Origin of the sequence: Thermococcus sp. PK (assembly GCF_000430485.1) — an archaeon.
Lineage (GTDB): Archaea > Methanobacteriota_B > Thermococci > Thermococcales > Thermococcaceae > Thermococcus_A > Thermococcus_A bergensis.
The window spans coordinates 186,215-197,915 of sequence record NZ_KE387149.1 but is presented as its reverse complement, the minus strand read 5'-3'; the positions used below and the strand labels follow the sequence as shown (position 1 = coordinate 197,915).

At 44.3% G+C, this 11,701-nt stretch carries 14 protein-coding genes and 1 pseudogene; 2 read left to right on the top strand and 13 right to left on the bottom strand.

The annotated features are described in order from the left end of the window. The 13 genes and pseudogenes from THEPK_RS12935 to THEPK_RS02860 form a co-directional block, all read right to left on the bottom strand. Positions 1-124 (bottom strand): transposase (locus THEPK_RS12935; RefSeq protein WP_198011279.1); only part of this gene is annotated, 124 nt, incomplete at its 3' end. A 124-nt stretch (positions 125-248) separates the two neighbouring features. After that, positions 249-488: pseudogene (locus THEPK_RS02915) on the bottom strand (TSUP family transporter); the annotation flags it as partial. Between the two features lie 10 nt (positions 489-498). Then, positions 499-1,035: an adenylyl-sulfate kinase gene (gene cysC, locus THEPK_RS02910; protein ID WP_042698130.1), complete on the bottom strand. Its 537-nt coding sequence runs from the start codon at positions 1,033-1,035 to the stop codon at positions 499-501. A gap of 26 nt (positions 1,036-1,061) precedes the next feature. Next, positions 1,062-1,277: a DUF2283 domain-containing protein gene (locus THEPK_RS02905; protein ID WP_042698127.1), complete on the bottom strand. Its 216-nt coding sequence runs from the start codon at positions 1,275-1,277 to the stop codon at positions 1,062-1,064. Beyond that, positions 1,261-1,521 carry a DUF4258 domain-containing protein gene (locus THEPK_RS02900; protein WP_042698123.1) on the bottom strand — a complete coding sequence of 87 codons (261 nt, stop codon included), beginning with the start codon at positions 1,519-1,521 and terminating at the stop codon, positions 1,261-1,263. The genes THEPK_RS02905 and THEPK_RS02900 overlap by 17 nt, the downstream gene beginning before the upstream one ends. Positions 1,522-1,558: 37 nt before the next feature. Continuing rightward, positions 1,559-2,974, bottom strand: coding sequence for an alkaline phosphatase family protein (locus THEPK_RS02895; RefSeq protein ID WP_042698119.1), 1,416 nt, complete (start codon positions 2,972-2,974; stop codon positions 1,559-1,561). Between the two features lie 5 nt (positions 2,975-2,979). Continuing rightward, positions 2,980-3,915, bottom strand: a complete 936-nt coding sequence (locus THEPK_RS02890; RefSeq protein ID WP_042698116.1) for a single-stranded-DNA-specific exonuclease RecJ — start codon at positions 3,913-3,915, stop codon at positions 2,980-2,982. A gap of 85 nt (positions 3,916-4,000) precedes the next feature. Continuing rightward, positions 4,001-4,180 (bottom strand): antitoxin family protein, encoded by a 180-nt coding sequence (locus THEPK_RS02885; RefSeq protein WP_042698114.1) that lies wholly within the window; start codon positions 4,178-4,180, stop codon positions 4,001-4,003. A 42-nt stretch (positions 4,181-4,222) separates the two neighbouring features. Next, entirely contained in the window at positions 4,223-5,362 is a 1,140-nt protein-coding gene (sat, locus tag THEPK_RS02880; RefSeq protein WP_042698109.1) for a sulfate adenylyltransferase, read from the bottom strand. A 24-nt stretch (positions 5,363-5,386) separates the two neighbouring features. Then, positions 5,387-5,614 (bottom strand): ribbon-helix-helix domain-containing protein, encoded by a 228-nt coding sequence (locus THEPK_RS02875; RefSeq protein WP_042698106.1) that lies wholly within the window; start codon positions 5,612-5,614, stop codon positions 5,387-5,389. 658 nt (positions 5,615-6,272) lie between these two features. Then, positions 6,273-7,631, bottom strand: coding sequence for an ATP-binding protein (locus THEPK_RS02870; protein ID WP_042698103.1), 1,359 nt, complete (start codon positions 7,629-7,631; stop codon positions 6,273-6,275). 582 nt (positions 7,632-8,213) lie between these two features. Next, positions 8,214-9,557 carry a nucleotide sugar dehydrogenase gene (locus THEPK_RS02865; protein WP_042698100.1) on the bottom strand — a complete coding sequence of 448 codons (1,344 nt, stop codon included), beginning with the start codon at positions 9,555-9,557 and terminating at the stop codon, positions 8,214-8,216. A 4-nt stretch (positions 9,558-9,561) separates the two neighbouring features. Then, positions 9,562-10,509, bottom strand: a complete 948-nt coding sequence (locus THEPK_RS02860) for a UDP-N-acetylglucosamine 3-dehydrogenase (protein WP_042698098.1) — start codon at positions 10,507-10,509, stop codon at positions 9,562-9,564. 152 nt (positions 10,510-10,661) lie between these two features. Between THEPK_RS02860 and THEPK_RS02855 the strand changes: the two genes are divergently transcribed. Together THEPK_RS02855 and THEPK_RS02850 are read left to right on the top strand one after the other, a co-directional pair. Next, positions 10,662-10,952, top strand: a complete 291-nt coding sequence (locus THEPK_RS02855; protein WP_083965022.1) for an antitoxin VapB family protein — start codon at positions 10,662-10,664, stop codon at positions 10,950-10,952. A 55-nt stretch (positions 10,953-11,007) separates the two neighbouring features. Further along, positions 11,008-11,701, top strand: a 694-nt coding sequence (locus tag THEPK_RS02850) for an RNA-guided endonuclease InsQ/TnpB family protein (protein ID WP_042698095.1), incomplete at its 3' end; no start/stop codon positions are given.

The following is an 11,701-nucleotide window of genomic DNA, read 5'->3' as shown; positions in this document are numbered from 1 at the left end:
TGAGTCTCTCGACGACTTTTCCGGTGAGAATGTCTCTCCGGTATTTTGGTATCCAGACGAAATGGTAGGTTATGAAGTGTTTTGCGTGTCTTGTTCTTTTGATTCTTGGTGATTCGGGTTTCATTGTGAACCCCTTAATGTATGGTCTGCATTATTGCTTAAAATGCTTTTCGCTTTCCTGTTTGAGGGCTGTTGGGTAGTTTACTGCATCCCCGCCCTAAAGGGCGAGGCTTTCAGAAGAAAAACTGAGGTAAACTCCCGGCAAAGAGCCTCAAAGCCAGATCAAGCCTAAGGCTGTTATTCCTGTTATGGAAGAACACACCAAAAACCCTGGTAATAGTTGCATAAAGCAAATCGGTACCAATAGCTATCACCGGATCTACCCCAAGGAATATCAATGAGGGGGTCATCAATGCTCCTCCACCCATGCCCGTAAGTCCCACGAGAAATCCAACTAAGAAGCCGAGAAAAATGAAAATAAAATTCATGAACATCCCCTCATGGAAGGTAGCCAAGCTCCCTAGCCTTTTGAATAACTAGCTCCGCTTCCTCTTCAGGCGTCATCTTCGAGGAGTCTACCTTTACCTCAGGGTTCTCCGGCTCCTCGTAAACTCCATCATAACCTGTCAACCCTTTTATTTCACCACGCATAGCCTTCTTGTAGAGCCCCTTTGGGTCGCGCTGAATCCTAACCTCAAGGGGGGCGTAGACGTATACCTCAATGAAGTTCCCTATCTCCTTCCTGGCGTATTCCCTAACGGCTTTGTACGGCGAAATCAGTGAGACTATGGCTATTACACCGTTCCTTGAGAGGAGCTTGGCCATGTGAATGACTATCCTGTTGTGCATTTCCCTTGCTTCCTTGGAAAAGCCCAGCTCAGGATAAAGGGTCTTCCTTATGACATCACCATCGAGGATTTCAACTCTGTAGCCCATTGACACGAGCTTCTTCTTCAAAGCATCGGCTAAAACGGTTTTTCCAGCCCCGCTTGGGCCCGTGAGCCATATTGTAAAGCCCTTCTCTAAGTTTGTCATCTTACTCCCTCCAAGGCCCAAGATGGTTACAAAACTGTCGATTCTTCAATTTTTATGGTGATCTCATCCAGAGGTTTGCCATGGAATCTTATAGAGGCATTGATAATTTCTATTCCTACTATCTCTCCATTTTCACCATAATCTATAAGTACACCTTCGTCAACTTCAACAGTATCAACTATTTTTGCTTCTGAAAACTTGATGTACATAATGTCATGCTTTGGATCATAGGAGATTTTCATCATTTTTCACCCCATATTTGGTAAGCTTTGAAGTTATATAAACTGTTATTACAACTACCTCATCTTTACTTTCCTCATACACAACGCGTATTAACTTTCCATTCAACCGTTTCTGTGCTACCTTTCTCCCAAAATATCCAATGTAAACTTCATCAGGAGACGTGATGGTTTCAATAACCAACTCTTTGGAAATTTTTCTTTCTTTCATTCGCTCCAATGCATGAGGGATGAACACTATCTTCATTGATTTGACCCTCCTAAAATTATATTTAAAATTCAAGCTAAATTAAACTTCTCCCTCTGAGCGGTTTCTTCATTCCAAAGAGCTTGAGCACAGTTGGTGCGAAGTCATAGATGGTGAGCTGCGTTTTCTTTGACTCCTCCATTCCCGGGAGATAGAGAGAGAAAACTCCGTACTCAGCGTGAACCGCATCGTCTGGGCCCAAATCATTCTCTAAAAGATATGGAGTATCGTAACCTAAGGTCCCAGCGGCTCTCCAGTTCAAGTCATCCAGATAAACCATCAAATCCGGTTTGTCTCCCTTGGCTATCGGGTATATCTCCTCAGGGTAGAAGACCTTGGTGTTCCACTTCTCACCGTTGGGGCCCCTAATGCCCTTTATTCTCTCGGCAACTTCATCCCTAACTTTTTCGTATTCAGAGGGCTCAATTATTCCGTGGGGCTCTCTTCCCTTGACGTTCAGGAATACTCTGGAGTAATAACCTCCCCAGGCCCAGGCTATCGTCTTGCTCCAGTCCACATCGAGCTCGTTGAATCTAACCTGCCTCCCTTCCTTCAGAATCTCTGGATTCTTGACCTTCAACAATCCCTCATCAATGAGCCACTGGTTTATTGCAAAGGCACCTTTCATAGCCTTTATACCATGGTCAGAGACTATTATCACTGCAGTTTCGTCCAGATCAAGAAGTTTCAAAGTCTTCCCAATTTCCTCATCGAGAAGCTTATAGTAATCTGGAATGACGTTTTTGTATGGGTTGTCATCGCCCGGATAAAGGTGGTGGTTCTCATCGAAGTACTTCCAGAATGCATGGTGAACCCTATCAAGGCCGATCTCCACGAACTGGAAGTAGTCCCAATCCTTCTCCTGAATCAAATACCTTATAACCTCAAACCTCTTCTTCGTCATCTCCCATAGCCCTTCTTTGGTCTCATCCCTGTTTTCTTTTCTAAAGACAACATCAAACATGTATTCTCCCACAAGCCTCTCTATCTCACCCTTGAGCTCCTTGGGATAGGTGTAATCCACGGAAGCATCTGGGGTAATGAAACAGCTAATCAAATAACCGTTCACCTTCTTAGGCGGATAGCTCGGGGGAATTCCAATCAAAATTGACTTCTTGCCCTTCTCGGCTATGTAATCCCACACAGCCTTCTCCTTAATCATCAAGGAGTGAGCAATCCATATGTCGTTGTAAGTGCCTCTCTTTCTGTGTCTAAAGCCGTAAAGGCCAAGTTCTCCAGGTGTTTTACCAGTGGCCATAACCATCCAGGCCGGAATTGTAATGGCCGGAATTGTGCTCTGCATAGGGCCATAGATAGACTTTTCCACAAGCTTCTTTATGTTGGGTAAATCATCCAAAAATCTGCCAAATAAGAGCTCAGGCGGGGCTGAGTCAAGACCAATGACAAAGACCTTCTTAACTTTCTCAATCCCTTCATTTATTCTCTTTTCCATATTGATCACCTCAGATGAGCGTTAATTATATTCAAAACCTCTTCAATTCTATTCTTCTCACATATGCAGCCCAGAACTTCCCTTTTACCTCCTGCATTGAAACTCTTTTCCTTGAGTTGAGAGATTATCTCTCCCATGTTGATTTCCTCCGCTTTTTTAGGGGAAACTCTGAAGTAGACTTGGGCCTTCCCGTGGAAGTTCCTATTAACAACAACTGCCCCCTCATAGCCGAGCTCCCAAACTGCTTTTCTGGCCACCTTGGAGATTATGTTGAAAGGACTCTCGAAATCTATGAATGCAATTCCTTTCCTGACCTCCACCTTGGAGAGGGCATCCTCAATAGCTTTCCTTATGCTCTCAGCCTTCCTGATCCAGGGCTCATATTCCAAAAGGCCCTTTACAGAGTTTTCGAGGACAACTCCGACGGCTTTTTCCACACCTTCTCTGTCCATCGCGATGTAATTTGAATCAATGAGCTCGACTATCCTTAACGCATCTTTCCTTGTTAGGCCTTCTATCTTCAAAAGCTCGCCAACTTTGGGGATTTCAAAAGCCCTCTCCCCGATATCTCCAATGACCCCCAAGGCACTCCAGGCGTTCCACACGTTAAAGTACTCCGAAACAACAAAAGATGCTGAAGGGGCCTCTTCTCCACCAAGGGCTGGGTTTATCTGCTTTACCTTTGGATTTTTTATCCTTGGCTGGATGTGGTGGTCTATGAAGACTATGCTTTTACTAATGCCCTCAACTTCATGCGGAAGGTTTAGATCAAGGACGTAAATTTCTCCCTCTTTCTCAATAGCTCTCCTGATTCTCTCATCAAATCGGAATTCCCCTATGGGTGGGCTTAGGTTTTTGAATTTCTCCAAGCCCAATGCTTTCACAAGCAAAGCCGTTGAGGTTATCCCATCAGTGTCCCAGTGGTGGATTATTAGACTCATTTTGACCACCATTGTTTAGCTTCTCTTTCGGATGGCTGAAGGAGTCCATCACTTGTATCGATAAAGACGGAAGTATCTACAATGATCATCTCCTTTCCTCCAGAAACTCTTGTAGAGCGTCTTTTTTCACTTTCCTGCTGAAATTTTCTATGACATCTGCTATTCCTACCTTAACTATCACTTTCCCATGAGTGCCTTCCTTGAGTTTCACCTTCTTGAGAGGTTTGAACATCCCATTTTCGTAAACTACCTCAATTTCTTTCACAACTTTTCACCATAAAAATTGGAAAGGAGTACACCGTTTTGCTCACTCCACGAATGGGTTCTCAAAGCTCCCAATTACTTCATAAACCTCCGGCCTCATCATGTACTCCGGTGGCTGTTCGCCGTTCATTATCATCTTTCTGAGCTTTGTCCCGCTTATTCTCACATGGAACTCCTTGTCGTGCGGACAAATCTTTGCGTTAACCATTCCACCGCACTTTTTGCAGTAGAAGGACTCCTTTATGAACATCGGGGTTATGCCCAAATCTGGGAACTCATCGAAGAGATCCCATGCCTCATAGGGGCCGTAGTAATCGCCAACGCCAGCATGATCCCTCCCAACTATGAAGTGTGTTGCCCCGAAGTTCTTACGCATTATCGCGTGGTGAATTGCTTCTCTTGGCCCGGCGTAGCGCATTTCATACCTCACTGTCGCTAGAGTTGCAGCATCTTTTGGATAGTAGTGCTTGAAGAGGACTTCGTAGGCTTTGATTATCACTTCATCCTTATAGTCGCCCCTCTTCTTCCTTCCGAGGACAGGGTTTATGAAAAGTCCATCGACGAAGGTTAAAGCAGCTTTTTGCACGTATTCATGGCCAAGATGCGGAACATTCCTTGTCTGGAAGGCAACTATCGTCTTCCATCCCCTCTCCTTAAAGAGAACCCTCGTCTCAACGGGCCTTAGGGTATACTTGGCAAATGGATTGGGGAGCTCATTCAAAAGCTCAATCTCACCACCAACCAAGTAATCACCCATTGAATAAACCCTCGAAACTCCCGGATGGGCTGGATCATCTGTTTTAAAGACCTTTACGGCAAACTCCTTCTTGCTGTAAGTGTATATTTCCTCAACGTGCATCCTAGCTATCGGTAAATCTTCGTAGTAGAGCAGAATAGCATCTCCCTCTTCGAAGCCCGGCTTCTCAACATCTAAGACTATCGGAATGGTCCATGGGGTGTCATCGCTTAATCTCATGTGATCCAAAACGCTCTCAAAATCGTCCCTTGTCAGGAAGCCCTTGAGCGGAGAATAAACTCCATGAGCAATGTTTTCTAGGTCAATAGCCCTTCCATGGTTGATTTTAACACTTGGGTACTCATGCTGCTCGCTCAGAATCCTCTCCCTCGTCTTGGGAGCTGCTAGTCTTCTGACTAATTTTCCTCCGTGTGGCTTTGAGACCATAGCTATCACCTAAAAAAGAAAGCTTCAGTCAAGGTAGCCAAGAGCCCTGAGACGCTCCTTGACCTTTTCCTCTTCCTCTTCGCTGAAGACTTCCTCTTTCTCCTCTTCCTCAAGGCTGGCTAAAACTTCCCTCAAGACATAGGTGACGTAGTCTGAAACTGAAGTAAACCCAGTCCCTTCAATTCTCTTTTTTATTTTGTCGTAGAGGGGCTTTGGTATTGAAACGGTTGTGTACTTTCTCTCCTCATCCATAACTGACACCTCCATTTCTAATGACATTTAATTAAATTTAATTAAGGCTTATAAATGTTTGCCCTATGGGTTTAAGTTCCAAAGGATATTCATCACTATGTCAAAATCACGCCGGAGGAGCTATCACCGACACTGAATTATTCAGTAGGTGAATATAATGCGCCTCATCGACAAAGGGGAGTTGGAAAACAAGACTCATCCTTGAGTTCTTATGATAGAAAGAAGTGCTAGGTGAGTTAATAGTGTTAGATGAGAGAAGAATCCGCGAGATTTTGAGGGATAGTTAAATCATTCCTCCAGACAGACCTTTGAAACAGCCCAGCTATAAACAAATCAGTTGAGGAGATGCATGAGCTCATTCATGTTCATCCATAGAACTTTACGGTACTGTTAAGTTTCCTGGGTTTATGATACTTAATAGTAGTACAACATATTTCTCTAAAGTCCATTCTTTATCTACCCTGGCACCTAGGATTCTGTAGAACCAGTAGATCTTTCATCTTTCCACCTATTGATTCTCCAGAATCAAGAACTATATAAATATCTTGATTGTCTGAAATCAAGTGTTTATAAATACTAAGTCTACAAGCTCAAATTAGTTGGGGGAGGAGGTCAGCATCATAAAAAGCCAAGTTTTCAAAAGAAAAAGTGGATTAGTTCATAAGATTTCCTCAAAGTCCCTCAAATCCCATACAAGCCAACCTTCATCTTTTAGGAGTTCTTTTTCTTCAATGTTTTTAGCGATTAGTGCATAGGATCTTTCCCACTTTTCTAGCCCAGTAACTTCACTTTTGCGCTCCAAATCCCTTAAAATCCCCCTGGCTTCTCTTGTGCTTAAATCCCTCCACTTCACCTCTACCAGCAGGGCCTTCTTTTCTCCTCTGTTAAGTGCAACGAGGTCGATTTCTTCAGTTTTGCACCACCACTTTCCTATTTCCGTAAACCTGAATGGAAGCTTTCCACTTTTGTTTAACCACTTCAAAAACTGTTCTGCAATTTTTTCAAAAACAAACCCAAGATACCTATTGTACTCATCTTCAAACCCTTCTATGTATCCAAACTCCAGGAGTTGGGAGCGATTGGGGTAGATAAAGCGGAACCAGAAGTTGTAATAATTATCACTAAGATAGTAGCGGGCATTCCTCTTCCTCTCAGGTTCACCGACAGGATGCTTCTCCTCCACTATATGGAGCGTTTGAAGGTTGTTAAGGTATTGAGAAACCGTTGAATTTGGTAAACCGGTAAAGCTCACTATTTCCCCAAACTTCGTCTTTCCAAAAGCAATAGCCTTGAGAATAGCAAAATAGCGGGCAGGTTCCCTCAGCTCGCTCCTCAACAAAAACTCCGCCTCATCAAATAAGGGCTTATTGGGCTGAAAGACTTCTTCAAGAGTTTCACCGGCGTTAAGCCTGAACTGCACCTCCTTTATATAGGAGGGAATTCCGTCGGTTATGCCGTAAATCCTCACAAGCTCTTCCCAATTCTTCTCAGGGAAGAACTCATGCAAGTGAAAGAAATTTAAGGGTCGGAGATTTATCGAAAGGGTTCTCCTCCCGTAAAGGGGGCTTTTGTACCCTAAGATATGGGTTTCCATAATGCTTATCGAAGAGCCCGTGAGGACAAGCTTAAGATCTTTTGCGTTATCCCATATTTTCTGGAACTTTGAAATTATCCCTCTGTTCGCTTTGATTAAGTTGGGAAATTCATCTATGATTATCACTACCCCTGTGCCATCAAGAAGCTCAAAAAGTTCCTCCCACGAGAGCTCAGCCTTGGTTATGAGTGGGTTGTTAAGGGCCTTCGCCACAAGAGCTCTAAAAGCCCGTAAATTTTCCTCTTCAAGGGTCTCCTCGGCAAAAAAGTATACATGTTTCATTCTTTCTACAGATTTACGAACTAGAGTGGTCTTTCCGACCCTCCTACGGCCATAAATGATTATTAACTCTTTTCTACCGCTTCCATAAGCCTTTCTCAATACTTCAAGTTCATCCGAACGGTTAACAAATTGTTCATACATGATTATGATAATCTAATTTGAAATATTTAAACCTTTCTCATGCTGAGTTCCGCTGTCATAGAGGGAAGGCTTCCAAAAGAAAAATATCCTACTAACACCTCCCCAACCTTTGATAAAGTTGACTTATGAACTTATTTTTTGTAAAATTATTTTGGGTAGAATTTCAAACTTAAATTTGACTTAATTAGAATTTATCAAACAATAACCTTTATATACTTAAAAGTCTATCCTATATTGAGGGGTACTGTGTGAGAAGGGACCGAAGCGAAAGCTTCACCCTGACCCAGAGTCCATATCCAACCGTAAACCAAGCAACTTACCCAGAGTTGTAAGGTTTATGGGTGAAGGTGTGGGCCCTGCCTCAGAGCGAAACTTCACTGAGGCCTCCGGATCATACAGTGCCCCTCACTCTCGTTATGGAACCCTTAATTCATTAGCTGAATATACTGTGCTTCATTAAAAGGAGAATTAAAAAAGGGCTTCTTCTTGAATTTTTGAAAGAAAACAACTTGTATTTTCTCATTGACAGGATAAAACATCCCCTTCCCTAAAGAATGAGATTTTCAAGAAAAAAGAGAAAAATCACACCTTTCCAACTCTCAAGTAAACAAATCCAAGCTCTTCAGCTTTTTTCACATCAAGAACGTTTCTACCATCGATTATAACCTTGGTTCTGACTTCTTTTGCTATTTCGTCCAGCTTCAGGTTCCTGAACTCTTTGTGGTCTGTGACTATGACTATGGTATCGACGTCCTTGAAGTCCTCTTTCCACTCCGCACCAAATCGCTCCGCATCTTCCTTAGTGCATAATGGATCGTAAGCGTAAACTTTAGCTCCCCACTCCTTGAGCTCTTTGATTACAGGAATTGCAGGACTCTTCATGAACTCCTTGACACCGCCTCTAAAGGTCAAACCCAAAACTAAGATATTGCTACCTTTCAAAGATTTTCCAGTTTCGTTCAGGCCTTTAATGGTGAGCTCGACAACATGATGGGGCATCGAGTCGTTTATCTCTCTAGCAGTCTTTACGAGCCTTGGATTCGTCTTTTTAGCGAGGTTTATTACAAACCAAGGATAGACTGGGATGCAATGGCCGCCTACGCCCGCTCCAGGCATGTGCAAATGGCAATAAGGCTGGGTATTGGCAGCTTTAAAAACTTCAAGGGCGTCCAGACCGTGCTCCTCACACCAGAGGGCCAGTTCATTCGCAAGAGCTATATTGACATCCCTGTAAACACCCTCAAACACCTTCACAGCCTCAGCCGCTTTTATCGAGCTCATTGGGATGACGCCCTTCCTGTTGATGGTCTCATAGATTCCGATTACCGCCTCGAGCGTTTTCTCATCACTTGCCCCGACTATTTTAGGGTACTGTCCGGTTATGTCCCTGATGGCCGTTCCTGTCATAGTCCGCTCAGGAGCGTGGGCCAGGCCGAACTCACCGAGCTTTAGCCCGCTTTCTTCAAGGATTGGAATCAAACTTTCAGTGGTTCCGGGGGGCATTGTTGCTTCGGTAATGACGATGTCCCCCTTCTCCAGACCTTTGGCGATCTTTCTCGCCACGTCGTAAACCGGGTCGAGCTTTAGGTTCCCCCTCTCGTCGGTCAGTGTTGGTACTAGGATGACCATCATGTCTGCCTGCTTTGCCGCCCAGACACCGTCGGTTGTCGCCCGCAGCCTCCCGGCCTCGACGTTCTTTTTGACCAGCTCCGAGAGACCGGGCTCTTCTTTAACGTGGTTCTCTCCCCTGTTGACCATCTCGACGACTTTTTCGTTGATGTCCACGCCTATGACGTTGGCCCCGTGGTCGGCAAAAACCGCAGCTAGGGGAAGGCCCATCTTTCCCAGCCCGTAAACGGCTATCGTGACCTTGCCCTCTTTGAAAATGCGTTTGACTTCCTCCCTATTCAACCCAATGAGCTTCATAACATCACCCCAGCTTCACGACTTCATCTTTAGCTGAGCTTTCAAGCGCCTTGACTGCAACTTCGAGCGCGTGCAGACCTTCTTTCCCACCAACAAGAGGCTTCTTTCCCTCTTTAACGCACTCGATGAAGTGCTCGAGCTCAAGCCTGAGTGGTTCCTTCTTCTCTATCTTTGCCTCACGCACCCATTTATCATCGTAGAGGGTTAAGCTCTGGTTTATATAGTCAAGGTAGGCTATCCCATCAGTCCCAACGACGTTCAGAGTCCTCGTCTTGTGGGGAGTCAAGCGGTTTGTCTCTATTACACCATCCACGTCCTTTTCAAAACCAAGGAGGATCAGGGCGTAGTCCTCAACTTTGGCCGGGTGCTTCACGTTCCTCGCCTTTGCGTAGACCTCTTTGACCCTCGAATCTGCTAGAAAGCTCATCACGTCGATGTCATGAACCGCAAGGTCGATTATAACGCCAACGTCTGCTATCCTGACGACCATTGGACCCACTCTCTTGGCGTTCATCGTGACTATCTCGCCGAGCATCCCCTGGTCTATCGTCTCCTTCAGCTTCAGGACTGCGGGGTTGAATCTCTCTACATGTCCAACCATTAGAACAACGTTGTTCTTCTCTGCCACTTTGATTATCTCTTTGGCACTCTCGATGCTCTCCGCTATGGGCTTCTCCACCAAAACATGAACTCCGTTTTCAATAAACTCCAGAGCGACCTGCCTGTGAAGAGAAGTTGGAACTGCAATGCTGACTGCGTCGACTTCCTTTACAAGCTTCCTGTAATCACCAAAAGCCTCCGTTCCAAACTTTTCAGCTACTTCCTTAGCCCTCTCAAAGTTTGCATCAGCCACTCCAACGAGCTTGGCTTTTCCTTCCTTTGCCAGCTCGGAGTAAATCCTCGCATGGTGGAAGCCCATGTTCCCAACGCCAACGACTCCAACTCGGAGCATTTCTGATCACCCAAGGAAATATCTATGCTTTAATCAGTATTACCTAAAACTACTTTTTAATTGTTCTGGAGTATTCTGAGAGATCGTACCTCCCAACCTCCGAGTCCATAATGCTTAAATATGATGCATGCATTCAATGTATTGGTGAGACTATGGTGAAGACAATCACAATCTCTGATGATGTTTACAACGAGCTCTTACGAATAAAGGGCAAGAAATCATTCAGCGAGCTTCTTAGGGAACTCTTAAGGGAGAAAAAAGGAAATTCAGAGGCCCTTAAACGCATTTGCGGTATCTTAAATGAAGAAGAATATCGCGAGACCAAGAAAAGGCTAAAAGAGCTAGAAGGAGAGTTTGAGAAATGGGAGCAGTTCTTGACTTTTTCTTTTTTCAAGCCTCGCCCTTCAGGGCGGGGTACAAACAACCACGAACAAGCCCTTTAGCAGGAAAGCAAAAACACTTTTAAACTCAAAGATGTAAAATTAATAATGAGGGACAATGAAAAGGACAGTAACACTCAAACTCCAGCCCTCAAAGGAGCAAGAAAAAACTCTTCTTGAGCTAGCCCAAGCTACTGCAGTAATCTGGAATAAAATCAATTACGAGCGGTTAAAACAGTTCAAAGAATTCGGGAAAATAGACTTTGGAACAACGGAAAAGGAAGCCTATTACACGTTCAAGGGCTGGGTTGGTGGTTCAACAGTACAACAATTGGCAAGGAAGAATGCTGAAGCGTGGCGTAGCTTCTTCTCTCTACTTAAGAAGAAAAAGTCTGGAGAGCTACCAGAATGGTTCAAACCACGATCACCAAAATTCGTCAAGGAGGGGAATGAGAGAAAACTCTTTATCATTCCCCTCAGGAACGACCAGTATAAAATTGAAAACAACACTATCGAGCTGAGAAGGCTCGGAAAGTTTGGAAGGCTAAAAATTCAGTTCAAGGGGAGAATTCACCTCAAGGGCAAGCAGGGAAGGTTGGAAATAATCTACGACGCGGTAAAGCGGAAGTGGTACGCTCACGTTAGTTACACTGTTGAGGAAAAACTAACTAACGGAGAATGGGTTAAAGTTCCAAGAGAGCCACAGAGCAACCTGACGGCAGGAATAGACCTCGGAGTAAATAATTTAATTGCCATTTACATTGAGAATGGTGAAGCTTTTCTCGTGAACGGGAGACCTCTCAAAAGCATTG

Excerpts from the sequence above, each read along its gene's own strand:
- THEPK_RS02900 (WP_042698123.1), bottom strand. The coding sequence starts at position 1,521 with ATGAAGATAGTGTTCATCCCTCATGCATTGGAGCGAATGAAAGAAAGA.
- THEPK_RS02890 (WP_042698116.1), bottom strand. The coding sequence starts at position 3,915 with ATGAGTCTAATAATCCACCACTGGGACACTGATGGGATAACCTCAACG.
- THEPK_RS02865 (WP_042698100.1), bottom strand. The coding sequence starts at position 9,557 with ATGAAGCTCATTGGGTTGAATAGGGAGGAAGTCAAACGCATTTTCAAA.
- THEPK_RS02855 (WP_083965022.1), top strand. The coding sequence starts at position 10,662 with ATGGTGAAGACAATCACAATCTCTGATGATGTTTACAACGAGCTCTTA.
- THEPK_RS02860 (WP_042698098.1), bottom strand. The coding sequence starts at position 10,509 with ATGCTCCGAGTTGGAGTCGTTGGCGTTGGGAACATGGGCTTCCACCAT.
- THEPK_RS02875 (WP_042698106.1), bottom strand. The coding sequence starts at position 5,614 with ATGGATGAGGAGAGAAAGTACACAACCGTTTCAATACCAAAGCCCCTC.
- cysC (WP_042698130.1), bottom strand. The coding sequence starts at position 1,035 with ATGACAAACTTAGAGAAGGGCTTTACAATATGGCTCACGGGCCCAAGC.
- THEPK_RS02905 (WP_042698127.1), bottom strand. The coding sequence starts at position 1,277 with ATGAAAATCTCCTATGATCCAAAGCATGACATTATGTACATCAAGTTT.
- sat (WP_042698109.1), bottom strand. The coding sequence starts at position 5,362 with ATGGTCTCAAAGCCACACGGAGGAAAATTAGTCAGAAGACTAGCAGCT.
- THEPK_RS02895 (WP_042698119.1), bottom strand. The coding sequence starts at position 2,974 with ATGGAAAAGAGAATAAATGAAGGGATTGAGAAAGTTAAGAAGGTCTTT.
- THEPK_RS02870 (WP_042698103.1), bottom strand. The coding sequence starts at position 7,631 with ATGTATGAACAATTTGTTAACCGTTCGGATGAACTTGAAGTATTGAGA.